This window comes from Acetobacteraceae bacterium, assembly GCA_039613835.1.
Taxonomy (GTDB): domain Bacteria; phylum Pseudomonadota; class Alphaproteobacteria; order Acetobacterales; family Acetobacteraceae; genus Sorlinia.
On the sequence record CP154827.1, the window covers coordinates 1,389,855 to 1,414,158 of the forward strand.

Here is a 24,304-nt window from a genome sequence, read left to right on the forward strand (position 1 = left end):
CGGCTGACTCTCAGGCCCGCGCCCTCTAAAATTATCTGCAAGACATAAGGGACGGAAGGAAGGCGAAAATCCGTTCCCTTTTTACCGTCCGCGGCGACGAGCGAGCTTTCCCGTCGGCATTCTCAAATCCCGAAAGCGCGGTAATTCCCTGTGCCGCATCAGCGTCCGGATGAGACCTTACGCAATCGGCGGTTGCCGCGGCGGCGGCGGTTTCAGCCATATTCTGCGCCAGCGCCAGGGAGGGTAATGTCAGTTGCCTGCCATCCTGATCAATCATGACGACAAAACTGCCACGCGCGTCTGAAACGCTGTTGGCACGGATCAACCGGACCAACCTTTCCTGTTCACTGGAAATTGTGCTTCGAACGACATCCGTCAGGCGTGCCTCCATATAGGCCAGGCTCAGCATATCGGTCACGCTGCCGGACAGGGTGACGGCCCTCAAAATCTCTGCCGCATCACTTGTAGCCGGCTGCATCACCATGAAGCGGATTTTGACGTCTGCCGCCGCTGAAGATGGGGTGGTAATCACATCTTCCAGCAAACCGCGCCATTATGCGCCAGGCGTGCCCGGCACGAACTGATTCTCGTCCGAGAGCGACAGATAAAAGAGACTTTCCGGCCCGTAAGTGACGAGCGCATTCTTGGGATAACCACCGATCGATGCGGCAAAATCGGCCGAGAAAGGTAGGATAACGCCCGCCTCCCTCCTTTGGCAGGAAGCCAACAGCATGCGCAGGATACCGTTAAGGTCCGGCGCCATGCGGCGGCAGGCCACCGGCCGCAATGGGCGTCATTGTCTCCAGCGGAAAGCCCTGTCGGACGCCCACGCGCCCGGCGGATGTCTTGTCCTGCGGGAGCGGATAAGCGACCGTCCCGGCTTCCGCCTCGGACGCAAAAACGCGCATGAAAAGCGCTTGGAAATCTGCCAGCTTCATCGGACGGTTCTTCCGTTGAGAAAAGGTGAAAAGCCTCACGCGTGCAGGACAGCGCTTTACGGGGCGACATACCGGTAGGTCAGGCGCAGCCCGCTGGGGCGCGGCAGGGCCTTTGAGGTCACGATGATCGTGCTTTGGGCGTGGGTGAGGTCCCAGCTGTAACAGATCGTCATGGTTGTGGCGGATGTTTCCTCGACCCAGATATCCCCGTAAGCGCCGAAGAGAGTCATGAGAATGGCGTTGATGTCGGCGATGCTGCCGCTACAGAGATTAGCCGCTGCCTTCGCCATGATCAGTTGCCGATAGGCATCGTCTGTCAGGGCAAAGCCCGATGTAACCGCCGTGCCGCGATAGAAAACGCCATCATTCATCGGCCACGCCGTGCCGGAGCGATCATCGGCCTCCTCAAAACCCAGATATTCTGTTTTAGCAACGGGAATGACCCGTGCGATCCCGACAATCCTGCCCCACACATCAAGCCCCCAGCCGGACGCCGTCTCCAACGAGAAGACGCGCTGATACCATTGATCAATGGTATTTTGCGGGTCGATGCTCTGATTAAACCAATCAAGGATCATACGCAGGCGCGGGGATGCCGCATATTGCGCCAGGATGGTCTCGAACACATCACGCATCGTGACTGTCCTTGAGGGTCAAGGTAATGAATTCCTCCCGAATATAGGGAAGCTGGTAGACTTCCATCGTCAGGAAAGTTTTTCCGTCGGGATGACCGTCTTCCCGTCACTTAAACCCAGCCTGACACCAAGAATCTGCACCCAGTCCCCCAGAGCCGCGAGGGGCGCATTGAACTGGCTGGCCAGTATCTCACTCCCCATCCGCAATTTCGCGCGGCCATCCGCACTTTGCGCGGCCTGGAGGATGGCGTGACGGATCTGATCCAGCGCGTCCGCGGGGATGCGGTCATTTTGCAGTAAGGTGACGTCAATATGGATGGCCACATCGTCAGGGCGGCTGAAGTGAAATTCATATTGCGGATGTCGCGTCTTATAGGCCGCATTGCCATCCATGACCGTCACGGTTTCATGCCCATATGTGGCGCAACAAGGGGGTTTTTCTTCAGGATCACCTGACCGATTGCCGCTATCTCCCCACCCGCCACGCAGATGAAAAGGTTGTGGGACGGCAATGTCGCGCTGAACGTCAGCGGCGCATCCGTCGGGTTATCCGTCACCCATGCATCCACCACGCCATCAAGATCGAGCAGCGCCCCGAGCAGCGCCGCATTCGTCCCCGTCGCATTGCCCGACAGGATCTGCTGGCGTCGACGCTCGAAAGCCTGACGGCTTTCCGTCTCACGTCCCAATATCCCTGCATGAGGGTTGGTGACGTTTTGCAGCCCTACAACCCCGTTATGGGCGCGCAAGGGCCCCTGGCGGGCATGTGATGGCACCTGCCTGATCGCATTGCAGCTAGATGGTGGCGGTGCCATTGGCGGGGAGAGTCAGACCATCCTCTGTCAGCCATGCGTGACGCCCATCCGTCGCCACCCGAGCCCCTGATCTAAGGCTCTGCCCCGGCGTGCCGGAGAGGATGGCTTCTACGCGGGACGGCATCGCGGGTAATCGCGACATGAAATATAAGGCGCCGATCGCGTCCTGCATACGACCCGCAGCCAGGGCCGGGTCAATCCCGTTAAGAAGCGCGACAAGTTGGTCATGACAATCCGCAATGATGGCGGACATGGTCATCGCAATCTGCCCCTGCGGCGTATCGAGGGCCATATTGGCAGCCCCACCCAAAGCCGCGTTGATATCGGCCTGCACCCCCGCCAGCACATCCGGCTCTGACGGGACGACAAACCCCCGATCGGTCAGTTGCAGTTTCGGTACGGATGTCGTGGCTTCAGAACGCGACACGTGTCGTCTCCCCATTGCGCAATGTCAGTTCGACCGTGCCATGCAACCGCCGGTCTGACCGGTTAAGCGCGGCAATGCATCGCGCACTCTCCACTTCGGGAACCGTTTCGGCGACCTCCTCGGCAAGCGTGATGAAGCTGGCCTCATTATGGGACCGGCCCAGTAATTTGCTGAAATAAGGGAGGCCACGCCCCGTATCGTACCAACATTCACCCTGAAACGTGCGCAGAGCGCAAGCGACATCCTGTGCGACATCATAGGGTGAGGCGCAGAGAGCGAGGTCGCCATTGCGGTCGACACATAAATCCCAGTCCGCACCATCAAGTAGAAGCGACGTCATCCGACTCTCCTTTCCCGCTGAACCGGCATGATCAGGCAATGAAAATGGATTGCGTGACGCGCACCATCGGGGCGTTCAGCCCGATCTGACGCCGTCCTGCTTTTGGGGGCGTCTCATGAAATCGCGACGACAATCCCGTTCTCGACGGCAATCATATGGCCATTCATGGTCTCGAACTGACCACTCGCCCCTGTCGCCACACGCAATTTCCCGCCCACTTCCGCATCGCCCTTAAGGGATGTGGGGCCCTGCACGTGCAGCGCGTCAATGAAAGTGGCGCCTTTCCTGACCGTCATTGTTTCCGTGACGTCGAGCCTGCTGTTCAGGGTCGTGCCTTCCGCCACCATGGTGATCTCGTCATTCTCAAGCTTGATATAGGTTTCCGGACGCGTATTAAACAGCCCACCAATATAGATGGCGTCTGCCATATCATGCATGCGTAATGTCCGCGGATGGGAAGCGGCGCGCATCTCCTTCACGCCCGAAATATCGCGGCCGCAAATAATGACGGCACCAATATCCCCAACCTGTGGGTCAAGAATAATGGCGGTTTTGCCGCCCTGCACCCTGATATAGGGGACATTATAGATAACATCATGCGGGACAGCATGTCCGTCCCCCGTCTGTTGCATCACGAGCGGCAGCACATCCACGGAACCAACCGGATCTGTCCCCTCAGCATTGACGGCAACCACCTTCACCAGCGTATCGGCCCCTATCATCATCAGCATCCGGCGAATGGGTGAATTGATGGCATTGAAAGATTGTGCACTGTCGAAAGGCCGCATGGAACCATGATAAAGCCCCGCCTCCAAAGGCGGGAGCGCATCGACATTGTCATCCACAACCACCCTCCTGATGAAATGATAATGCGCGCCCCACTTCAGATATGGAGGATGCTGGCATTCAGCGCGGTGAACCAGGCACCACCCGGCGTTTCAGCATCGAGCGCGTGCAATGATGCGATTAATCCACCATAACCCATTATATGGCGCCCGGGCGCGACCCGCATGTCCCTCCCCCGCGCGACTCGGCGTGATTTTCGCCCCGATCGCGGGGAGGAACGGGCTTTGGACGCGGATTTTCCCGAAGAATTGCAGTTGATGATTAAAAATCATGCGCACGCTCATCTCGGTTGAGGAATAAGATGGCGTGCCGATCATCCCCGTCTCAGCGGAAATCAATGTCGCGCTCTCATCCGACAATGCCGCATCTTCCGGCCACACATCCAATGCGCTTCTTCCAATGTAATAGACGGATCCGATCGCGTAGCTCAGCAATACGATCTGCTGGGCGGCCGTTCCGGGCAGATTGGGGTTGGCGACCTGCGCGGTCACGCCATGGTCACGCAGCATCAAGCCCGATTTGGCGGCGATGAGCTGGTAAATATCCGCCGCCGCGACATGGCCTTTGAAAGATGTCGTCGCGATCGGCCGGGCCGCCGCAATGCAACTTGAAGACGCCTCGACGACAAACCCAATCTCCGACATGGTTGAAAAATCAGCCGCGGCGCTGACAATCCCGCCCGAGAAAACCTCGACCCGCCCCATCACTTTATCTTCCACCGCGATGGACACGTAATTATCCGAGACGGTCGCCGGTGCACGTTGAATGACGCTCAGGCGGTTGATGATATTCAGTGAGAGCCCGTCAATGCGAAGAGACGCCGTCGAGCTTGCTTCCATCCCGGTTTCAAGGATGCGGCAACGCACGCGGTAATCCTCAAGAATAACCGCATCTGCCTCCCGCGCCGCGCCGAGACCACCCTGCGTGATGGTGAAGGTCACGGCCAGTTTGCGTTTCTCAAACGCGATCGCGCCCGCTTCCTTATAGGTGAGGTCAGCGCACATGACGGCCCGCGACGTAAATCAACGCGAAACGATCCGTCAGCCCGGTATAATCCGGGTCACTCTGTCCGATCAGATCCATAAAAGTGAGGTCACCCGGCGCGTCGAGATAGGTTTCACGAATCAGCCAGGTGCGATCACGGCAGAGGCGATTGAGTAAGATGGGTGTACCGGCGCGGTAAAGTGAAAGGTAAAGCCCACTCTCCCTCTGCTGCACATCGACCCGCATGGATTGCCCCGATAATGAGACGCGCAGGGACTGGCCAGGCAGGCTCGAAAGGGGAATTTGCACGCCGCTGGAAAGGGCGACAGGATTTCTCACAGAATTTCTCCCAAAAGAAAACGAACTATGATGGCGCTGTCCGCCCCTGAGTCAGAGAGGGGAAGGGACTGCACGACGCCTGACGCAAGGGTCGGCGCCGCGGGGAGGCCCGGCGCGTTGCGGGTGCCTACGTCACGCGGCTGCTGCGCACTTCACGGATCGTGACCTCCGCGACAGGCATCGTCACGCCGGACTCAACCCGCCGCGTAAAACGATAATGGCTGACATTGCCGTTACGAAATTGCTGTTCCGCTCGGCGTTTCTGACGTAAGCGCAGGTTACGGGAAGTCACGTGGCCGGGCGCAGAATTTTCGGGTCGATTTCTGTGGCCGGTTTCCGTCTGTCCTGATGGCAGCGTGCCTGCGAGCGGGCCTCGGGAAGATATCGGCTCATAATTTCCGGAAGCGCGCTCAATCGCGTCACGCCGGAGCGGGTGGAAGGCCCGCTTTATCATTACGTCTGACAGCGCATTTTCACGGGTGCTGCGCTCATCATGCGCGGAAAGCGCTTGGCCCTGTGAAAACGTGCCGGGATGGTCGCGGCGGTATTTTGCCGTCGGGAGAAAATCGTCGCACGTGCCTGCCTCGACGCGCGACGCCTGGCAAATAAGCGTTTCCGCCATCGTGAGGTCCCACCTGACCAGAGAGGATCAGCACTTTCCGAAACGCTTGATTGTCGTAACCACCTTGTCAAGGCCGGTACGGCAGCATGAGCGGGGCTTAATATCGCATGGCGTGCGGCGCGACCGCCCACGCGTGCCACGCCCGCGCGCCGTGAATCGCGCAATGGTGGCGAGGAGCGACGTTTCCGGCTTGCACGTCCCTTTTCAACTTCGGAGGACAGGCGCATCGAAAAAGCCCTGCCAGCGTTACGTCGCCATCGCCTTTCCGGCGAGACGAGATGTGACATCTCGTGAGCGACCCTCCCCCGACGCATTACCGCAGGAGGCGCAGATGATCGGCGTTGTTCAGCGCCGCTATGGGCCCGTCGGACATACCGTCCCTCACGCCTTTAATTCAGAATGTCAGAGACACGTTGTCCCCGAAAGTGACGCGGATGTCGTCTCGCCGGGCTTTGTGTGCCGCCCGCAAAAGTCGCATCAGTTCGAGTGCGTGATGCGATTTCTCAGCGCGGCGATGGGCGTACGTCAACAGGGCGGCTGGCGACATGCCCTTTCGGCGCGTCGGTTTCGGCCTTTTTAACGTTACGTTGAAAAGGCGTCCTGCCGGAAAATCTGTTTCACGGCTCGCTTCCCTGACAATTATAGGCGTTGACCATGGCCGCCTCAAAGAGGAGATGAAAATCCTCGCTGTCGTAAATTGTCTGCAACTCATGCAAAGTGGCGAGGCGGGCTTGCAGCACCAGGGCGAAGGCGTTGGACAGGTTTCCGCAGCAGGCTTCGGCGCGTCTTCTTCCCCCATATCCGACGTCGCTTTCCCATCGGGGGAGAAGAGGCGTTGCACGCCCGAAAAAAAATCCGTGTGCAACCGGAAAACCGCCTCCCTCAATATCGCGATGGTTAGCGCGTCCTCGACATCATCGGGCCGAAGCGGCACCTCGACACCCGGATGACGCGGGTCCGGCCGCCGGAAAACGCAATCCGTCAGCGCGTCAAAAAGTGCGTCCGCCGTTTCAGGCGGGATATAGGCCAGAAGTTCGAGACCCCGCCCGACCAGGCCCGCAATACCCTGCTCAATATCGAGATCCTCAATCTCAACCTGGCTTTGCAGCAAGGCGTAAATGACACGTCGGCCCCAACGATCCGCATCCCAGGCCGACATGCGCCTGATATGGAAAGTTTTGCCATAATCATCACCCGATTCAGAAATGGTGATCTCAATCTCACGCCGCGCCATCAGAAGCCAACGGGGAAGACCCGCTCCCACCGAAGTCTGAAGGCGCGGTTCGCCAGGATGCGCATCCCATCCGGCAGCGGCGCGCCGGAAAGCAGAACGCCCTTGTTGAAAGTATATTTTCGACTGATGCCGAGCAGGGTAAGCTCCCCATCTAAGCGGTAAATCGTGCGGGATGTGGTTTGAGCGGTCATGATAACTTCAAAATCCACCACACTTGAGGAAGCCGCGTTGAGATATAACGTCATATCGACGGGGCACGGAATAAACCCGGCATTGAGATACCCGTCAATGCTCATCTGCGTCTCGACCTGGTCCAGCGCATCCGCCTCCCAGGCGCGATCTGTCCCCCAATTCTCAAGCGTGATCGGGGCGTTGAACAGCGTTTCGACCGTGAGGGTGAAGACCCCGTCAGCTGAAGTCAGATTACGCGCCATTACACCACCTCCACGACGTTGAAATCGATGCTTTGCACGCTGCCGCCGTCACTGTACCAAAGCATTGCCCCGGGGATCTTGCGTGAAGCCCTTTGCTCCGGGGTGGCGGAAGACGCGCCGGGATGCAGATAATATCCCTGATTGAAAAGCTCATTGGAGATATCGCGCCCGGCAGCGCGGTTGGCGGTATCTTTCTGGTCAGGCGATAAGGTGACGCCGGTGCGGATGATCCTGAAATTTGCCGCTCTGACCAATACATCCCGGCAGGCGGCGGTGATCATCGCATCGCCTTCAGAAGTAGAAGGGATGTCGCGTTGCTGCATGAAAAGTGTGATCAGCGCATATTGGAGCTGATTGGCCAGCCATGTCTGGCAGATCAGGGCATCTACCCATTGGCTCGACCCCAAAACCCGACCATCATAGAAAAACGCGAAGCTGCCGGTCGCGGCGCCGTAATTGCCGTAGAAACTGTAATTTCCTTCCAGCAATGTCTGGGCGTCAGCGGCCTCGGAAACGCTTGGCGTTACGAAATCACTTTACGTAAAGGCCAGAGCGCGACGCCCGTCCGTCTTATCGAAATCGAGCGTGGCCATCCATGTCAGCGCCAGCGCAGCGGCTTTGGAATCTTTGTAAATGAGAGAAATATTCCGCGTATTGGCGAGACCCTGGAAAAACCACCCCAGAGACCATTTGGAAACATCCGACCCTTGATCCCTCACGAGGGCATTGATGTTATCGTCCCAGATGACGGCCCAATAGCGCGTATTGAGCAACAGCCAGTAAGCGAGGCTGCGCGCAACATCCTGTGACGGGACGAAGGCCGGCGCAAAACCGACCCAACTGCTCCAACCCTGTGCGACCTTATCGAGATCGCCTGAAATCTTGCTGGCACCGTCTGACACGCCAGCGAAGAGAATTTGCGTGGGCAAACGCGACACATCTTTCAACTCACCGAAAATCACCGATGCCATCTGATGCTCAATCGAGCCGGGACCGAATAAAGACGCAACATCCGACGGAGAATCAGACGTGATAACGTCGCCCGGTCCGACAACGTCCATATTATGCGTCAAAATAAGAGGGTCGAGGAAATTGCTGGGGGTTTGCGGCGTGATGACACGCGGGATGACATTGACGATTTGTGAAAGGGGTATACCAGACAAAGCCGTTTCTCCTTTTTCATTCGGCTCGGTGGGTCGGCGCGGCCCGGATCGCAGCGGACTCCGCCGTTTCGATCCAGGCCGACATGGTCTGATTAAGCTGGAGGGCCAATTCGCACTTCCAGCCAACAACGTAACCGCGCACATCATCCCGTGCCACGTCACTGACGGGAGACGATGCTTCGAGCAGTGTCACCTGCTTATCCTGCGCGTGAAACCATGAGATGACTGACGGATCATTAAAGTGCAGCGCAATCCAGTGACTGATCGCCTCCGCGTCGTCTCCTTCGACCGTCAGCTCAACGTCGAGGCGCAATATCGTGTAGGTCGTGACCGCATTTTCCGAGAACCCCCGCCATGGTCTTGAAAGCCACGTCGCCAGGAGGGGACGCATCAGAATGTAAAGCCCGGTCGGCGCCGGGACGTCATTTTGATGCGCCCTCATAATGACGTCCCCTCGGGCAGGAGGGTCAAAAGCCAACGCCGCAACAATGTCAGCGCCGTCGACATGTCCGGTTTGGGGAGAGACTGTTTCATGACCATCATCCTGATAAATTGCCCGGCCGGGGCATGACGCGATCAAGCGACGACGCCCCACGCGCGGGTGGCACTATCCGGTACGGCGTTTCTTCATGGCGGCCCGCCACTCTCACCGCCAAAGCAGCGTCACGCGCCCATGAACCGGAGGGAGGAGAAGAGATTGCCGGCATGGCATGTCACAGCGCCCGCATCGTCTGCATGGCGCTGTGACATGGGCGTCGGGCATCCACGTCATCCATAGACAGAGCCTTGGTTGGACGAAAAGAGGAATTCCCGACGCCGGCGCCTTAGGCCGCTACCTCTTTGAATGTCACGACGCTATTCGTTGGGATGGTCGTCTTGAAGCTGTTTGACGACGCGTCCAGATGGATATCGTCCAGTTTTTTCCAGTTATTATCGTCACCTTCTGCAGTCAGATAAGGCGTCAGAGCCTGAATGCCGGAATCGACCACCTCAAACTCGATATCGCTATCAAGGTCACTCTGGTTGATCATGACCATTGTCAGGGAGTTCGCGGCGTTCGGGTCCTTATAGGCTGAATAGAGGACGCCATTATAGGATGTGTTTCTCGACGTCTTGAGACGTGTATAACCAGGGCTGATGAACTTCGTATAATTACCGTATACGAAATATACTTTCCCCTTGGTGTAGGTCTCGCCATCCGTTTTGATCAGGCATTCATTACTCGTCTTCTCAACGCCAAGCCAGAAAGTGAAGGCATTGACGTTTCCGCGCGTAAGAAAACCATGAAGACTGGAGGCAAACTCCAGACCTTTCTTCATGCTCGGGTCGAACTCTGTGGTTTCCGAGATCTCGGTGATCCATCTCTGCTTGCTGAAACGGTCAAAAACCCAGTTATAGGATTTCTGATTATAGGTCACACTCGAGTCACCACCGAAAGGATTGGAGATGGTGTAACCGTGACTGGCGCTGATCTCCACCTTATCGAGTGTGCCACTCAACCACATGATGCAGAGACTGCAGAACGTGAAGATATCGGACACTGCCCAGTTGGCGCATTCACCGATAATCGTCTTGGTATGAGAGCCAAAGCGATTGAGCGTCACGTGAAGCTTGGGTACAAATCGCGCGACATCTGTCGGCAGCCAGATCGTACCGGCCCAGCTGGAGGTCGGAAATTCCGGCTCATTCATGGGGGAAACAGCATAGAGCGGGATACCTGCCGTCTCAAAATCCATGCTGATTTTCAGGATATAGCAGCAGAAAACATCATCATATTTTGAGTCGAGCCTGTTGAAATTTTTTCCCTCGATCTGATCGGGAATGGTTTTCATCCAGGCAGGCGGTGACCAGGTGCTGGCGAAGATCTTGTCGATGTCATATTTCTGTTTGGCGTTTTTCAAGACCCAATATTGATTGATGGAATCATTCAGGTCCGAGCTTTTATATTCGTAATCAATTTCAGCTCGCAAAATGGACAGATGCAGACCCTCTTTGGAAAAAAGGTCACTCAACATGCTGTCCCGGTTTTTATCCTCGTAAAAAACCGTCTCGCGCCCCGCGAACACGCCAAAACCGTCAATCGCCTGGGCTGGCGCGCTGTGATAGATTTTCTCCTTCTTGTCCCAGAAGAAACTCAGGGGTTCGGGCTTGACGGATTGTTGCGCGTCCTCTTCCGCCGCGACGGAACGGTCAGGGCGTGCGCTGCGCAGCGTCTGGATTTGCGAGAGTATGTCTTCAATTTCCGATAAAACGCTCAGATCATAGATATCGCTTTCCGCCACGAGATCACTTACTGAAACGCCGTAGAAATAATCCGAAAATTTAGAGTAATCGAGCGCCGATCCATCGAAATCATCACGTTTCATGATTTCATTGATGGCGTCTTTTGTCTCCTGCAGAATTTGAAGTATGACATCTTTCATTTTATTCGTTCCCTTATTAATTTTATTTTTTCGGATCTTATAGATAAAATTTCATGATTAAATATTCGTCGAGCCTCTTTGCAGGCTCGGAAACGAGGGTTTTTTCCCGTATTTACGGGACCGGCCACTCTCATCTCATGATGTGTGTCGCACCTGTCGCAATCAGGAGGGTGATCATCATGGTGAGGCGACTTCACGGCGCATTTTCAAAAAGCGTAAAGTCCGTCTTGCCGGGGAGGTGGTCATATGATCATGCTCACCCGTCATGAAGAGGCGATCCCGTCTTCAGACACTGTGGAGACGTATTTTCAGATTAATTCCTGTCCGTTCCTCGAATGACTTTAGCGCGGCGTCAAAATATGACGGCTTAATTCTTGTCCTTAAATAGAAGGGCCGATGCCATTCGAGACACTTCGCCTCACTGAAAGTGAAGATCCGCGGCGCAGCGTGCCATCCTGACCGCATCTTGAGGCGATCGTAACATATCGTCCCTGAAGGCGGCTACGCAACGCCTTGACGGCCCACGCTGTGACGCCGCAGCGAGGCATAAGGCTCTGACCCTGTGCGGAAGCCCGATATGAGGCCCTTCCCCGATTGGGAAACATGCGCAACGCTGGCATTTGTCGCTTCCCTGCGCGTTGGCGCGTCGATATCGCTCTGCCGCGTCCATGATAAAGAATCGAGATACGGACTGAATTACACGTCAAAAAATACGTGCTGCACGCCAAACATTGGACTCGGCACAAAAGGTGATTTGTTTGTCGACTGAATATTTCGCATTTCGCGATGATCTACTTTACACATAACGTCTATTATTTTCGTAATACTAGCATAGCTGCATGCGGCCTTCAATCTCCTTCTTTTTATTTTTGTTCTCCTCGTTATAAAAATCTCTTAATTGTTCAAGCACCAGCGCGATCTGGGCCGATGTCTTTCCCCGCGCTACGGTTGCGGAAAAATGGGGAAACAGGATTTTACCCATTTTTATGAAGCTCAATTCTTCCACATAAACAAGCCGAAGGCGCAATTCAGCCGCCGCGCCCAAAGCGCGCCTCACATTGGCCACGCGCGCACAGGTCATGGCGCGAAGGACATGCCACGAGACCGCGTCATGACGCGTCGCATTATTGACCGGCCATGGCTCCCGATATTCCACGTAATCGAAGAAGGCGAAGGTGTAATCACGAAACCAGCGCTCCTCCGCATCGGCGCAATCCTGATCGACATCGCCTGAATTGATGAGCGCTTGAACGGTCATCAGGACACGTCGCGGCGCCCCGTGCGTGAACATTGTTTTTGTCAGGCGTTCCGGCGTTGGACCATTACATGCAAAGTCGTCAGTCGGGGCGGTGCGTTCAGGGCGGGTCTTTTTTTTGACATTATATCCCTCATTATTGTTGTGGGTTTGTTGATGAATAGCCCGTGAACCTCCCGGCGCTGCGCCGATTGCCTCGCCTGTTTCAGGCCGGACACGTCAAAAACGTCGCAACCGCCATCAAGAAAGAACTGGCAAGATCCTGCCAACGCGGCAGAATTCATCTGCGGACCGGAAAACGCCATTGTGCAATATGAGACGGGGCGTTCCTTTCCCCGTCGGCCGCGCCTGCTGATTCTGGCCAAGGTTCTGGAAGTTGATCTGACATTTCTGCTTTCAGGCGCCACAACGGGTGAGGGACAAGCCCGCAGCGATTTTGAGCTCGCAGCTCTGCGCCTTTTCAGGCTTATTCCCCATGCGGCTCAGCCGGATATGCTTGAAGCCATGCGGCTTTACGCCCGCGCTTTTAAGTCGGAAACGAAATAACATCCAAGTTTCTGGCAAGGTCGCTTAGCAAGTAGTTGAAGTTTAATATTAGTTCTGCTAATGTTTTTCTGTCCTGAGAATAACAAAAAAGGCAAGTAACGGGATGCCTAAATCGTCCACACTTATTAAGAGCCAGGTGCGTCAGTCATTACAGCGTCAAGTCTTTCATCGCGCATTTTCGGAGGTTGGACGTTGGGATACGGATTACACGGATCGGCCACGCGTGACGCTGGACTATCTTGAGTCCCTCGTTGACCAGGATGACGAGATGCGGGATTTCTCTGTCGCGGCGCTGATCCGCTGTCTGACACGCGCGGCCTGAAAAGGTCGGTCAACAATATCAGTTTGACGATGACTTCAGACTGAAGCAGCGCGTGGACACCGTCCCGACGTCGCGCCCACGCCTTGCATCATCTCAAAATGCCCCAAAACCTGCCCGCCACCGCCTTAATCAGGATGCACCACCTGCTTTGGACATATGCGGCCTGATGGTAAGACAAAAGCTCGGCTGGCGACTTATCGCGCCCGGAACCCATCCATCGCGACCCGACTGACTGTCGCCCGGCGCGGCGACGCATCTCTGCGCCACCTTTATAAGTCAGATACTGGCTGTGACCGGCATATTGACCAGTGCTTTGCCCGTAAATTGACGATGCTCAAGGTCATTCAGAAATGCTGGCAACGCGTCAAAGCTGCGCGTCACCATCTCTTCCGGATGGAGAGACTGCTCCGCCAGGCAGGCCAGCAGGCGCTCCCCTGCTTTGGTCAGATCATGCCAGTCCGCATCATCACCATACATATGCAGGCCGTTAATCGTCACTTCATGCATGGATGTCGCACGCGTGAAATCGGGTCCGGCCAAGCGTCTAGGCGGCCGAGGATGCAGACAATATGCCCGTTCGCCTTCATGGCCGGCGTCAGATTGACGGCATAATCAGCACCGACCGTATCGATGACGGCGTAATATTGATTTCTCAAATCCTCCGCGAAATGATCATCCGACACGGCGGTACCGGGGAGGCAATGTTGGGCGCCCAATGCGCGTAGGCGCTCCCAATGACGCTCATGGCACATGACGGTCACGGCAAAACCGCGATCAGCGGTAAGTTGGACGAGATAATTCCCGACAGCACCCCCAGCGCCTGAAACCAGAAGCTTCGCGCCGACGCGTCTGGGCAGCTTGGAGAGAGCCTGCCACGCGGTGAGAGCGGGGCATGGCATACTGGCCGCCGTGCCGAAATCCAGCGCATCCGGCATCACCATCAATACGCGGCCCTGAATGGGCGTATATTCGGCGAAGCTGCCGGGGCGGATAAGATTTTGATGATAGGCAACGCGGCGCTCGACCCAGGCCGGATCAAGTCTCGCACCGACTTCCACAACGATTCCGGCGCCATCCACGCCTGGGATATGGCCGAGCTTCATGGGCGCAATGCGCTCGCCAAGGGCTTTCCAGTCAACCGGGTTCAGTCAAGCCACGTAATTGCGCACGAGGACTTCATCATCCGCAAGTTCGAGCCGGGACACATGCCGCATTTCCAACGCGAGCGCCGATGTCCCGTCAACCCAGCACCAGGCGCGATATTCCGCCGGAACTTCATGTCCTGTCATCTTACCTATCCTTTATCCATGCAGGTTGACGCCATGACGAGGATGATGGATCGGGTCGCCGTGCGGGACATCCTGCCCTATCGATGCGCGGGCAAGCGCCCGTGTCACGGTCTGAAGGGACCGCTGCGAAGCGCGCCCGCAAGAGCATCTTGAGAGCTCCGAGGCGCGATCTCTGCTCAAATTTGCACTTTGATCACGAAAGGTCGGGCGCCGACCGCGTGTTTTTCCACTGTGACACATGACGCATTTCAACCCATTTGTGAAGCTGAAAATAAAAATATGTTTATGGATTGTTAAATTTTATTGCCCCACCCGACGCTCTTTTCAGGCATCAGGCGGGGGATTTCAGGCGACGTTGCGCCCGGCGGCAGATGCGCAGCGTGCCGGGGTGATCAGGCTGCGCGGTGCGCCATGACTGGCAGAGCTCTATGACAAACGCCGGATTGTCCTTCCCCGCATCATTGAGCCAGTTCGCGACTGAATCCTGGACATATTTATGTGTCTCCGTCCGCAAAGGATTCAGCAATGGCAGGATCGGTGAGGGGTCACGTCGCAAAGCTAAAATATGCCGGGTCCAGACACCGCGCGGCCGCAGGACTTCAATGGCGAACCGCCTGATATTCGGGTCCGGGTCATGCACCCCGGGCGTGAGCGTGTCGATCGCCTCCGCAAGGCGCGCGGCGAACGCGGGGCGGACCGCCATCCACGCCCATTCCCGCACACCGAAATGCCGATCAGCCGCAAAAGGCCGGATGGCGCGACAAAGTTCGCTGGCATTCTGTCGCGCTTCTCCATTGAGCGCTTCGATCGTCGCATAGGCCGCAAAGCCACGGATTGTGTCACTGGCGTGAGACTGCAATGCGCAGATCTCCCCCTCCGAATAACGCGACCCGAGCAGCGCCCCGGCACGCCGCATACGCTCCACAAATCCCTGATTTTGGAGATCCAACGCGGCAATGTCGGCCGGAGGGAGATGAAGGCGCCGGAGAAGTCGTGACATATCGATTGCCAGCATGTCCGCCAGATGACGCGTTTCGGCCGAACCTTCCTGAAGTGCGGCAAGATGTGCAGGTGGGATATTCATCGACATAACAGGCCATTCCCCGAACCGGATTTTCTCACCGCAGAGAGACGGGACAGCGAGTCGCAACGCCTCAACATCATTTTACCATGATGCGCCGCCATGGCGATTCCATGCCCGGCTGGTTACGGCCCGGGCGGCAATATCGCCCGTCTCCCTCAAATCCCCATATCCCACTCTCATGTGGCGATACTGAAATCATCCGTTTTCTTCGGCGCCGGATCAGTATATCTTCAAGAAATTGTAAGAAGGAATAATCATTTGCTACAATCGAGAGATATACCACAAGAAAACGTGCGGCAGATTTTTGCCCGAAGATTACGTGCGGAGAGAGATGCACGCGCCATTACACAGAAACAGATTTGTGAGAGGACGGGTCTCGGTCAGCCATTTATTTCAAATGTTGAGAGAGGGAAAATCACGATCAGTCTCGACAATGCAGGGAAAGTGGCCGCAGCCCTCGGCCTTCCACTGCATAAGCTTCTCGAACCATGTGGACACAAGTAAGGCGGCTGATGATGATATTGTCGGCCCGGGCGTGACGCCCGGGCTCTGATAAGGACAATACGGGGCTCTCTTACGTCAGCACGCTCAGATGGGCTGCACCATTGCTTAAAAAACGGTATTGACCGCGAATTGGGGGGCGACATTCATATTGGTGTTATGGCCAGCAACATAAATGGCACAACCAGCGATGATGCCGAAGCGCGGCGACCAGCTGAACTCCATCGCGGGCGCAACCTGCCAGTCTGATGAGGACGCGCCTTTTGTGTTGACGGTCCTGCCATTGCCATCGACACCGCGCACGCGGGCACCATTAGCCCAGTCACGTGCGAAATCCATGGCGATGACCCAGCGTTGGTTAAGACCATATTCGAACGAGAAGCCCGCCTGCCCATTAATGCCCGGGCGCCCCCACCCGCGGAATCCCCTTTCCGTCCCGTACGATGTGATATCGACAAGTCGCGCTGAACTCATCGCCCGTCGGAAATTCCCCCAGGCACGCATGCGGAAATTATGACCGTTCGGAAAAATGAACGTCGATTGCTGCACAATCGCGGTGCGGAAAACCCAGGCCCCGCCCCCGACACCATCCGTTGCGCGTCCGAGATGCTAGTAGTCCCCGATCGGAGCCAATACGCCGGCGAAGACAGCAACTGTCGGCACGTAATGCTCCGGGTGGGGTTTGACAACCGTCAGAATGGCATCAAGCGGCAGATCGTTGAATTTGATGCCGCTTGTGGTCGGACCGTGATCTTTCCAACCATAGGACATGGCGGGAAATGTCTGAAGGCTGAGGCGATCCGTCACACCATATTTGAACATGGTGCTGCTGGTGACAGTGCGCTGATGAGCCGGCAAGGGCAGACGAACCCCATCAGCACGGAAGAACCCCGCCGGCTCGGTGTAGGTCATGTAGGACTCGACCCCGAGAATGCCGGCTTTTGGCTGGGCGCCTGACGGCGAGACGAGTGAACCCGTATACCATTGCTCATAATGATGCGAGGGTAAACCGCCCTCCGCTTTGACAAGAGGCATGTCGAGCAGCATGACGAGAACAGCGGGCAGGACAATTTGCAGGGATTTCATCAGACGAAAATCTCTCATCATCGATTTTTCATTCACCAAAGGGGAACCTAACTCGATTGCGGGTTAACAGATTTGACATTGTTAATGTTAAAGTTTGACGTGCATCAAGCCCGTAACCATGTTTTTCTGGCATAGTGATTCATAACGCGGGAACTGTTGCAATTTCGATACAAATATAAATGTGAGATTAAAGTACAAATGAGGTGAGATCGACATGATAAGGTCAATGGCTTTTTCCTCTTCACGCCGCATGATATCGCGGTCATGTTTCTATGACCGGAATCTGGCAGAAAGCGTAAAGGGGGGCTTTACCTTACGCCAGGCGAGGCAGAAAAATCGTAGTCTGGTCAGTGAGGTTGATCACAAAAGCGCATATTTCTCTAAAAAACCTGTTCTGAATGTTGTGGAAAGAGGTTAGAATGACTCAAGCAATTCAAATATCTCACATTTTAGGACAGGGCGCGCCGACACAAATTCATTTCGCCCCATTTTGATCCAGGAAAGACAGGTATCGGACCGATGTCTCGCTCAGATTGTCATCCTTCGGAAAAGCGCGCTCATCCGCGCCCGACCATTGCCACCCTGGCCGTCACCCTGCGGGATGACAGCATGCTTCTTGTCTGGCGCAACAACACGTCGGAGGCCGCAAGATGGGGCCTTCCCGGTGAGGAAGTCAATTGGGGCGAGACAATACTCGATGCAGCACAGCGGGAAATGTCGAAGGAATCAGGCCTGACGACCCGGCCACGCCACGCTTTTTCAGCGCATGAAATTATCGAAACTGACGATGCGGGTAACCCCAGCCGCCATATTATTTTCATCGCCGTACTTTGCGCCTGGATTGATGGGCAGCCCGGCGGCGATGATGCGCATGAGGCGCGCTGGTTCCGCCTGGAAGATCTCGCAAATCCGGGTCTGAATCTCAATGCGAATGTCGTTGAAATTGTGCGTCAGGCCGCCGCCTTTCATCACGACCATGCTTTTGGCAGTTCAATGACTGTCGGCGCCTGAGCGACCACCCCATTCCAAAATTTTGAATCGTGAGAAAAAGAGGAAGAAGTGTCCGGGAATGTGAGGATCCCCCTTCACCCCGTGCCACGCTGAGACACGGGTACGACGTCACCCGCGAGCTCTGCCTGTGACTGACATCGCTCCAACATGGCTTTCCCGCCATGAAGGACGTTGAGCGAAGACGTGGCAGCCATCATTTGACGCCGCGCCGCCTTCGGTCAAAAATGCGCGTGGGGAAATCAAGCTTCCAACTCTGAGCTTTTTATATGAGAATGAAAGGTGGGAAGGTTTGAAATCACGAACGCCCATTTCGAATCTCCTCACCATCGCGGGCACGGACCCCACGGGCGGGGCCGGTATTCAGGCAGATCTCAAGACATTCTCCGCGCTCGGTGCATATGGCATGTCCGTCATCACCGCCGTGGTGGCGCAAAACACGCGCGGCGTCAGAGCTGTCACCCCGATGACGCCGGACTGTGTCGCCGCCCAGATCGACGTCGTGTTTGATGATGTGCGTGTGGATGCTGTCAAAATCGGCATGTTGCATGATGAGGGCATTATCAAGGCTGTCGCCTCACGCCTGCGCCATTATCGGCCTGATTACATCGTCCTTGACCCTGTCATGATAGCAAAAAGCGGTGACCATCTGCTTGACCCGAACGCGATCAGCGCACTCAAAACGTATTTACTCCCTCTCGTGACGCTTGTGACACCCAACCTGCCGGAAGCGGCCGCCTTACTGGGTGCCTCAATCGCACAATCCGATGATGAAGTCCGGGCGCAATTGCACGATTTCTCAAGGCTCGGCGCGCGCGCCACTTTGCTTAAAGGTGGTCACAGTCATGATGTCACTGAAAGCACGGATTGGCTGCTCGACATGTCGCGCGCCGAGGATGAACCGATTGCCTTCACCTCTCCACGCATCAACACGCAATGCGACCATGGCACAGGTTGCACGCTGTCCGCAGCCATCGCGGTGCTACTGCCGCAGCACGATCTGATCCCTTCCATTCGCCGCGCAAAAACCTATCTTGATGGCGCTCTGGGTGCGGCCCACGCGCTTTCGGTCGGTCAGGGACATGGCCCCCTGCATCATTTCCATGCATTATGGCCGACCCGCCCGGCAGCACGCTGAGACAGATTTTGTCGCCAAAAATGGACGCGACCTGCCGTTACGCCTGAACAGAATCTCAAGCCACCCTGCCCCGACGGACCAAGCACCGCTCGATGGATGCGTCCTGAATTCGTGACATGAAAGCGCGATCAACAACCTTGAAAAGGTTAGAAAATCGGGGAGCGCATGAGACGATTAAAATAATTTTTTCAACTAAATTCGGGCAAGCTATTCTCGCGCACCTTATAATGCACCCCTCACGCAACAAAAAAAATAAGACGGATGTGATTGATGTTAAGAAAAGCAACGTCAGCAATGCTGCTGATGGCAAGCTGCGCAATCAATGCGCACGCCATCGTTCCGTCGGGCGGCTGGACACTTCAAGAAAAGACCATCAACGCAAAAGATTATTCACTGCACATTGATGTCGACCCCGGAGAAAAATACGACGTTCCCGGCATGGCACCTTCATCCGTCTATTGGGCGCAGATGATCAGATTCAACGAGCCGGAAGAATGGTATAAAAGCCGAACCGGCTATCTTGGCTTGATGCGTGGCGACGGCGTCAAGCGCGCCATCGTCTCCATCTGGGCCGGGCTCGATGCGAAAGGCGGCGTCATTCCTGTCGTGAAATGTGATGAGTTCGGACCTTGCGCCAGCATCAACGGACCGTTCGATTGGAAGGTCGGGCATAATTATCGTTTCCGTATGGAAAAAAGTGCCCGCACGCCGTCCGACGATACGGGTGACTGGTGGCAATTCACCCTGGCAGACCTCACAACGCGGAAGGTCTATCTACTCTGTGAATTGAAAACAAAAAAATCAGGCGGTATCCGGAATTGGAACCGCGTTTTTCTGGAATATTTTTACGGCCCCTATGATTGCGCGACATTGCGTCACGCGCGCGTGACGATGGGACAGATCAGAGGGAATTACGGCGAGGCCAGTGCGTTGGCCTCTTCAAACGGGAATGCCTATGGCGATCCCGACCTCTGCGCGAAGGAGAACATCCTGCCTGGCATGACCGCGGCCGATTACGGCTCCGCATCATGGGACACGCAAGGCACGCTGTCCCTGTTGGGAAATCAGTTCAGAAGCCTCCATCAGTGGGGGAAATATGAAAACACTGCCAAGAAGGGCATGATGTTTGTCAAAGACGTCACGGCAACGGAGCCCTATATTTTCGAAGCCTTGCATGATGGCAAATACGGCCCCTTCCCGGAGGAAGGAGGGGATAATAATGATTGGAGATCCATCGGGATCGGCTATCCCATCATCAATGACCTCCGTATCCAGAAAAAGAGGGTGCATGAATGGAAAGATAAGGTACCGTCTCGATATTAAAATCGGGGACTACTTCATCTGCCGGAACCCGATAAATCACGATACGGAATATTTCACGATCAAGCGAAAATATCCTAACAGCTTTCCCACCGATAAAACGGATAATGATGACTAGGCCTATATTGGCCGCTACCCGAAACAGGATGAGGCACTCTCACCTCATTTGAGCCCCCGCATACGGCATTACCATGATCAGGTTTACAAAAATGACTGGCTTTTTCGGGATGACGACAATCAAGCACTTTACATCGTCAAGGATGAAAATGGTTTGATGAGTTTCCCGGATAAACCGGGAGATAATGCGTGGTGGACATTTATCGGATATCATGAATAAGCGCGCTTGGGGGTCGGCGCGATCATCACGTTATCGGTTAAAACACATCAGAAACATAGGCGTGGATGATGGCGTCACCTATCGATCATCGGATGACATCCTCCGTGCTTCCCCACCGTTTCAGCCGGGAAGATGGCAGACCGCTTTCCCCACCGGGAGACGTGGGTTCGTGACAAGTTGCGAACCCACGCACGGCGGAGCAATGCGTTAGATATCCGCCCGAAGCCGCATAATCAGCCTATCGTGAGACGCCGATAATCCGCGATGGACTGCGCGTAAAGCCGCAGTTCTTCCGTCACTTTTTCAGGCGTGAGGACGGAGATCGGGACGCCGATGCCACTTACCCCGGTATTCAGCACATCAGCAATATGCGGCACATCTGTGCCGCCGAGGGCGACAACCGGCTCCGGCACCGATCAACGAAGGCTTTGAGACCGCTGCACCCGATCGGCGTCACCCAATCCGGCATACCGGATGTTTCATAAACCAGGCCCGTCCCGATGAAATCGATCAATCCCGGGTTGGCAGCCGCGACTTCCGCGGCGTTAAACGTTGTCAGGCCGATCAGCGCTGTCTCTCCCAACCGGCGTCGGACTTCCGGGATAAGCTTGGCCCGGGTGCGAAACTGAACCCCGCTTGCGCCAATTGCCAGCGCCGCATCCAGGGACTCATTGACGATGAGAGGAATTTGACGCTCATCCAGAACGGATTTCAGAGCGAGACCGGCGGTGATCATGCGCGCCGTATCGTTGGTTTCTTCCCGAAGTTGAATGGCGGTCGCCCCGCCATCAATGGCCTCCTGCGCTGCGGAAACCACCCTGCTCAGTGTTAAAACGGGAAGATCGAGCCCAACATATAGCGAAAAATCGCATTTCCTCACCACATTTCGCCCCTTGCCTGTTGCTATCCCGTTAAGACAGGGACGTTATCGCATGTTTCGAAACAATTTACCGTCACTTTCAGGATGCGCATTCCTGACATCTAAACTGCCCTGACTTGTAAAATAACGCAAGTGTACGTCAGATTGAGGGCAGGAAACACGCCCTGAAACGCGCATCCAGGCACAAGCTCAGACGAAAGTGGGACGAACATCGTCCCTTACTGCCTGAACGTCCTGCGCGTTGAAAATGAGGAGCGCATTTTATTAGAAGTCTATATAGGTTTATCGAGACAGGTTTGCGCCATTACCTATTCGCTTCGCTCACTTCAAGTTCAGAGAGGCGTAATACGGACCCGACCTCTCTCACTGAAAGGATGCCGGGCTTCACGAGGCAGGCGACCCTCAAATGTCAGTCAAATGACCCGTTCTGCACCATATAGAGGTCGCCACTTTCCCGATAGCGCGCGGCCATGGAGGCAAGCCCCTCTTTCTGGGCATCGGCGCGAATATCGTGGGAAATCCGCATGGAGCAGAATTTCGGCCCGCACATGGAACAGAAATGCGCCAGCTTATACGCATCTTTCGGGAGGGTCTGGTCATGGAAATCACGCGCCGTTTCCGGGTCAAGGGAAAGATTGAACTGATCCTCCCACCGAAACTCAAACCGCGCACGTGAGACGGCGTCATCCCGCATCTGCGCGGCGGGGTGACCCTTCGCCAAATCAGCCGCATGGGCCGCCAGTTTATAAGTGATGACGCCCGTTTTGACATCCTGACGATCAGGTAATCCGAGATGCTCTTTGGGGGTAACGTAACAGAGCATGGCCGTCCCGAACCAACCAATCATTGCCGCGCCAATCGCGGAGGTAATGTGATCATATCCCGGCGCGATATCAGTCGTCAGCGGGCCCAGTGTGTAAAAAGGAGCTTCATCGCAAATGGCGAGCTGCTTCGTCATATTCTCCCGGATTTTATGCATGGGGACGTGGCCCGGCCCTTCAACCATCACCTGACAATCTTTCGCGGCGGCGATTTTTGCGAGTTCCCCCAATGTCTCAAGCTCAGCGAATTGCGCGGCGTCATTGGTGTCGGCAATCGCGCCCGGGCGCAACCCATCGCCCAGTGAGAAACTAACGTCATAGGCGCGGGCGATCTCGCAGATCTCCTCAAAATGCGTATAGAGGAAGCTTTCACAATGATGATGCAGGCACCATTTCGCCATGATCGACCCGCCGCGTGAGACGATCCCCGCGATGCGCGGCACCGTCAGCGGGATGTGATGCAGCCGAAGACCCGCATGGATCGTCATATAATCTACGCCCTGCTCCGCCTGCTCCAGCAATGTGTCGCGATAGACGTCCCAGGAGAGATCTTCCGCCACACCATTCACTTTTTCCAGCGCCTGATAAAGCGGTACGGTGCCGATGGGCACGGGGGAATTCCGGATGATCCATTCCCGGATGTTATGGATATTCCGCCCGGTCGATAGATCCATCACCGTATCCGCTCCCCAACGCGTGGCCCAGACCATTTTATCGACCTCCTCTTCCATGGAGGAGGCAATGGCGGAATTGCCGATATTCGCGTTGATTTTGACAAGGAAATTACGGCCGATAATCATCGGTTCAGCTTCCGGGTGGTTGATATTGGCCGGGATGATCGCCCGCCCACATGCAATTTCGTCACGCACAAATTCAGGCGTGATGACATCCGGGATGGCGGCGCCGAAATTCTGCGCCGCGCGCGCTTCACCCGCCTCCGGCACTGCACCTTCCATCTTCTGCCGCCCGAGATTCTCCCGGATCGCGACAAATTCCATCTCCGGCGTGATGATCCCTGCCCGCGCATAGGCCCGTTGCGTCACGGCCCGACCTTGTCGCGCCCGCAAAGGGCGGTTGGTAACCGGGAAAGAAGGTGTGAGCTGCGCCCCTTTGGCGAAACCATTATCCGCCGCCTGCACGACGCGGCCATCATAAGATTCGACGTCGCCACGCTTGATGACCCAGTCCGTTCGGAAACGCGAAAGCCCGGATTTGATATCGATCCGCGCCTGCGGGTCCGTATAGGGGCCGGACGTATCGTAAACCCACAAAGGGGGTTCCCCCGCTGTCGGGTGCACATCGATCTCCCGCATGGGCACGTTGATCTGCGTATCGCGCTCGCCCGCAACAAAGATGCGCCGTGACGCAGGCAACGGCCCGGTCGAAAGCGGTTGGGGACTGCCAAATTTCAAGGACAAAGCCCTGGCGTCATCGGCCTCGATGGCGGCATTTTCGAGGGTTGCGTGCGCGTCTTGTTGGGTCATGGATCGTCCACCTATCGCTTGAGATATAGTCTG

Annotated in this window: 36 protein-coding genes and 1 pseudogene; 8 read left to right on the forward strand and 29 right to left on the reverse strand. The window is 55.9% G+C overall.

Translation table 11 applies throughout. The features are described 5' to 3' along the window. Positions 1-31: 31 nt before the first annotated feature. From AAYR33_07670 to AAYR33_07750, 17 genes and pseudogenes are all read right to left on the reverse strand, one after another. Positions 32-544 (reverse strand): hypothetical protein, encoded by a 513-nt coding sequence (locus tag AAYR33_07670; protein ID XAO70905.1) that lies wholly within the window; start codon positions 542-544, stop codon positions 32-34. A 9-nt stretch (positions 545-553) separates the two neighbouring features. Continuing rightward, the gene (locus tag AAYR33_07675) at positions 554-763 is read right to left on the reverse strand and encodes a hypothetical protein (protein XAO70906.1); all 210 of its coding nucleotides are present in this window, start codon (positions 761-763) and stop codon (positions 554-556) included. Next, on the reverse strand, positions 747-938 hold the full coding sequence (locus AAYR33_07680; protein ID XAO70907.1) for a hypothetical protein: 192 nt from the start codon (positions 936-938) through the stop codon (positions 747-749). Before AAYR33_07680 ends, AAYR33_07675 begins: the two co-directional genes overlap by 17 nt. A 56-nt stretch (positions 939-994) precedes the next feature. Further along, positions 995-1,573: a DUF2612 domain-containing protein gene (locus tag AAYR33_07685; GenBank protein XAO70908.1), complete on the reverse strand. Its 579-nt coding sequence runs from the start codon at positions 1,571-1,573 to the stop codon at positions 995-997. A gap of 69 nt (positions 1,574-1,642) precedes the next feature. Then, positions 1,643-1,975 (reverse strand): hypothetical protein, encoded by a 333-nt coding sequence (locus AAYR33_07690; GenBank protein XAO70909.1) that lies wholly within the window; start codon positions 1,973-1,975, stop codon positions 1,643-1,645. After that, positions 1,972-2,322 carry a hypothetical protein gene (locus AAYR33_07695; GenBank protein XAO70910.1) on the reverse strand — a complete coding sequence of 117 codons (351 nt, stop codon included), beginning with the start codon at positions 2,320-2,322 and terminating at the stop codon, positions 1,972-1,974. Before AAYR33_07695 ends, AAYR33_07690 begins: the two co-directional genes overlap by 4 nt. A gap of 46 nt (positions 2,323-2,368) precedes the next feature. Continuing rightward, on the reverse strand, positions 2,369-2,815 hold the full coding sequence (locus tag AAYR33_07700; protein ID XAO70911.1) for a hypothetical protein: 447 nt from the start codon (positions 2,813-2,815) through the stop codon (positions 2,369-2,371). Then, complete coding sequence (locus AAYR33_07705; protein XAO70912.1) at positions 2,802-3,155, reverse strand: hypothetical protein; 354 nt, start codon at positions 3,153-3,155, stop codon at positions 2,802-2,804. Before AAYR33_07705 ends, AAYR33_07700 begins: the two co-directional genes overlap by 14 nt. 113 nt (positions 3,156-3,268) lie before the next feature. Continuing rightward, a complete protein-coding gene (locus AAYR33_07710) occupies positions 3,269-4,000 on the reverse strand; it encodes a Gp138 family membrane-puncturing spike protein (GenBank protein XAO70913.1) in 732 nt (243 codons plus the stop codon). Positions 4,001-4,093: 93 nt separating this feature from the next. Then, a complete protein-coding gene (locus AAYR33_07715) occupies positions 4,094-5,005 on the reverse strand; it encodes a hypothetical protein (protein ID XAO70914.1) in 912 nt (303 codons plus the stop codon). Next, positions 4,995-5,324, reverse strand: a complete 330-nt coding sequence (locus AAYR33_07720; GenBank protein XAO70915.1) for a hypothetical protein — start codon at positions 5,322-5,324, stop codon at positions 4,995-4,997. Before AAYR33_07720 ends, AAYR33_07715 begins: the two co-directional genes overlap by 11 nt. A gap of 127 nt (positions 5,325-5,451) precedes the next feature. After that, positions 5,452-5,946: a hypothetical protein gene (locus AAYR33_07725; GenBank protein XAO70916.1), complete on the reverse strand. Its 495-nt coding sequence runs from the start codon at positions 5,944-5,946 to the stop codon at positions 5,452-5,454. A gap of 394 nt (positions 5,947-6,340) precedes the next feature. Next, positions 6,341-7,180 (reverse strand): hypothetical protein, encoded by an 840-nt coding sequence (locus tag AAYR33_07730; protein ID XAO70917.1) that lies wholly within the window; start codon positions 7,178-7,180, stop codon positions 6,341-6,343. After that, a complete protein-coding gene (locus AAYR33_07735) occupies positions 7,180-7,614 on the reverse strand; it encodes a hypothetical protein (GenBank protein ID XAO70918.1) in 435 nt (144 codons plus the stop codon). Before AAYR33_07735 ends, AAYR33_07730 begins: the two co-directional genes overlap by 1 nt. After that, positions 7,614-8,129 (reverse strand): annotated as a pseudogene (locus tag AAYR33_07740) (DUF3383 family protein). Before AAYR33_07740 ends, AAYR33_07735 begins: the two are co-directional and overlap by 1 nt. A 21-nt stretch (positions 8,130-8,150) precedes the next feature. Beyond that, positions 8,151-8,777, reverse strand: coding sequence for a hypothetical protein (locus AAYR33_07745; protein ID XAO70919.1), 627 nt, complete (start codon positions 8,775-8,777; stop codon positions 8,151-8,153). Between the two features lie 16 nt (positions 8,778-8,793). Then, a complete protein-coding gene (locus tag AAYR33_07750) occupies positions 8,794-9,219 on the reverse strand; it encodes a hypothetical protein (protein ID XAO70920.1) in 426 nt (141 codons plus the stop codon). A 125-nt stretch (positions 9,220-9,344) separates the two neighbouring features. Between AAYR33_07750 and AAYR33_07755 the strand changes: the two genes are divergently transcribed. Further along, positions 9,345-9,524 (forward strand): hypothetical protein, encoded by a 180-nt coding sequence (locus AAYR33_07755; protein XAO70921.1) that lies wholly within the window; start codon positions 9,345-9,347, stop codon positions 9,522-9,524. Between the two features lie 77 nt (positions 9,525-9,601). Here the strand turns inward: AAYR33_07755 and AAYR33_07760 are convergent, their stop codons facing one another. Beyond that, positions 9,602-11,200 carry a glycoside hydrolase gene (locus AAYR33_07760; GenBank protein ID XAO70922.1) on the reverse strand — a complete coding sequence of 533 codons (1,599 nt, stop codon included), beginning with the start codon at positions 11,198-11,200 and terminating at the stop codon, positions 9,602-9,604. 826 nt (positions 11,201-12,026) lie between these two features. Then, positions 12,027-12,458 (reverse strand): hypothetical protein, encoded by a 432-nt coding sequence (locus AAYR33_07765; GenBank protein ID XAO70923.1) that lies wholly within the window; start codon positions 12,456-12,458, stop codon positions 12,027-12,029. Between the two features lie 303 nt (positions 12,459-12,761). On the opposite strand from AAYR33_07765, the gene AAYR33_07770 reads away from it, so the two are divergent. Both AAYR33_07770 and AAYR33_07775 read left to right on the forward strand, forming a co-directional pair. Beyond that, complete coding sequence (locus AAYR33_07770; protein XAO70924.1) at positions 12,762-13,001, forward strand: hypothetical protein; 240 nt, start codon at positions 12,762-12,764, stop codon at positions 12,999-13,001. A gap of 103 nt (positions 13,002-13,104) precedes the next feature. Then, the gene (locus AAYR33_07775; GenBank protein XAO70925.1) at positions 13,105-13,323 is read left to right on the forward strand and encodes a hypothetical protein; all 219 of its coding nucleotides are present in this window, start codon (positions 13,105-13,107) and stop codon (positions 13,321-13,323) included. Between the two features lie 276 nt (positions 13,324-13,599). Here the strand turns inward: AAYR33_07775 and AAYR33_07780 are convergent, their stop codons facing one another. The 4 genes from AAYR33_07780 to AAYR33_07795 all read right to left on the reverse strand — a co-directional run bounded on the left by AAYR33_07780 (position 13,600) and on the right by AAYR33_07795 (position 15,702). Continuing rightward, positions 13,600-13,830 (reverse strand): hypothetical protein, encoded by a 231-nt coding sequence (locus AAYR33_07780; GenBank protein ID XAO70926.1) that lies wholly within the window; start codon positions 13,828-13,830, stop codon positions 13,600-13,602. Next, complete coding sequence (locus tag AAYR33_07785) at positions 13,818-14,426, reverse strand: hypothetical protein (GenBank protein ID XAO70927.1); 609 nt, start codon at positions 14,424-14,426, stop codon at positions 13,818-13,820. Before AAYR33_07785 ends, AAYR33_07780 begins: the two co-directional genes overlap by 13 nt. A 45-nt stretch (positions 14,427-14,471) precedes the next feature. After that, positions 14,472-14,612, reverse strand: a complete 141-nt coding sequence (locus tag AAYR33_07790) for a hypothetical protein (protein ID XAO70928.1) — start codon at positions 14,610-14,612, stop codon at positions 14,472-14,474. Positions 14,613-14,943: 331 nt separating this feature from the next. Continuing rightward, positions 14,944-15,702, reverse strand: a complete 759-nt coding sequence (locus AAYR33_07795) for a DNA alkylation repair protein (GenBank protein XAO70929.1) — start codon at positions 15,700-15,702, stop codon at positions 14,944-14,946. A 285-nt stretch (positions 15,703-15,987) separates the two neighbouring features. Here AAYR33_07795 and AAYR33_07800 point away from each other — a divergent pair, with 285 nt between their 5' ends. Next, the gene (locus AAYR33_07800) at positions 15,988-16,200 is read left to right on the forward strand and encodes a helix-turn-helix transcriptional regulator (protein ID XAO70930.1); all 213 of its coding nucleotides are present in this window, start codon (positions 15,988-15,990) and stop codon (positions 16,198-16,200) included. Positions 16,201-16,305: 105 nt separating this feature from the next. Here the strand turns inward: AAYR33_07800 and AAYR33_07805 are convergent, their stop codons facing one another. Next, positions 16,306-16,671 carry a hypothetical protein gene (locus AAYR33_07805; protein ID XAO70931.1) on the reverse strand — a complete coding sequence of 122 codons (366 nt, stop codon included), beginning with the start codon at positions 16,669-16,671 and terminating at the stop codon, positions 16,306-16,308. A gap of 135 nt (positions 16,672-16,806) precedes the next feature. Continuing rightward, positions 16,807-17,283, reverse strand: coding sequence for a hypothetical protein (locus AAYR33_07810; GenBank protein ID XAO70932.1), 477 nt, complete (start codon positions 17,281-17,283; stop codon positions 16,807-16,809). A 519-nt stretch (positions 17,284-17,802) separates the two neighbouring features. Between AAYR33_07810 and AAYR33_07815 the strand changes: the two genes are divergently transcribed. Beyond that, positions 17,803-18,294, forward strand: a complete 492-nt coding sequence (locus AAYR33_07815; GenBank protein ID XAO70933.1) for an NUDIX domain-containing protein — start codon at positions 17,803-17,805, stop codon at positions 18,292-18,294. A 74-nt stretch (positions 18,295-18,368) separates the two neighbouring features. Here the strand turns inward: AAYR33_07815 and AAYR33_07820 are convergent, their stop codons facing one another. After that, complete coding sequence (locus AAYR33_07820) at positions 18,369-18,491, reverse strand: hypothetical protein (GenBank protein ID XAO70934.1); 123 nt, start codon at positions 18,489-18,491, stop codon at positions 18,369-18,371. 92 nt (positions 18,492-18,583) lie between these two features. Between AAYR33_07820 and thiD the strand changes: the two genes are divergently transcribed. The 3 genes from thiD to AAYR33_07835 all read left to right on the forward strand — a co-directional run bounded on the left by thiD (position 18,584) and on the right by AAYR33_07835 (position 21,086). Beyond that, entirely contained in the window at positions 18,584-19,429 is an 846-nt protein-coding gene (thiD, locus tag AAYR33_07825) for a bifunctional hydroxymethylpyrimidine kinase/phosphomethylpyrimidine kinase (GenBank protein ID XAO70935.1), read from the forward strand. A 468-nt stretch (positions 19,430-19,897) separates the two neighbouring features. Next, the gene (locus tag AAYR33_07830; GenBank protein XAO70936.1) at positions 19,898-20,752 is read left to right on the forward strand and encodes a hypothetical protein; all 855 of its coding nucleotides are present in this window, start codon (positions 19,898-19,900) and stop codon (positions 20,750-20,752) included. 163 nt (positions 20,753-20,915) lie between these two features. Further along, a complete protein-coding gene (locus tag AAYR33_07835) occupies positions 20,916-21,086 on the forward strand; it encodes a hypothetical protein (GenBank protein XAO70937.1) in 171 nt (56 codons plus the stop codon). Positions 21,087-21,319: 233 nt separating this feature from the next. Here the strand turns inward: AAYR33_07835 and AAYR33_07840 are convergent, their stop codons facing one another. From AAYR33_07840 to thiC, 3 genes are all read right to left on the reverse strand, one after another. Continuing rightward, on the reverse strand, positions 21,320-21,463 hold the full coding sequence (locus AAYR33_07840) for a hypothetical protein (protein ID XAO70938.1): 144 nt from the start codon (positions 21,461-21,463) through the stop codon (positions 21,320-21,322). Further along, positions 21,439-21,903 carry a thiamine phosphate synthase gene (locus AAYR33_07845; GenBank protein ID XAO70939.1) on the reverse strand — a complete coding sequence of 155 codons (465 nt, stop codon included), beginning with the start codon at positions 21,901-21,903 and terminating at the stop codon, positions 21,439-21,441. Before AAYR33_07845 ends, AAYR33_07840 begins: the two co-directional genes overlap by 25 nt. A 472-nt stretch (positions 21,904-22,375) precedes the next feature. Continuing rightward, positions 22,376-24,271: a phosphomethylpyrimidine synthase ThiC gene (gene thiC, locus AAYR33_07850; GenBank protein XAO70940.1), complete on the reverse strand. Its 1,896-nt coding sequence runs from the start codon at positions 24,269-24,271 to the stop codon at positions 22,376-22,378. Positions 24,272-24,304 lie beyond the last annotated feature (33 nt).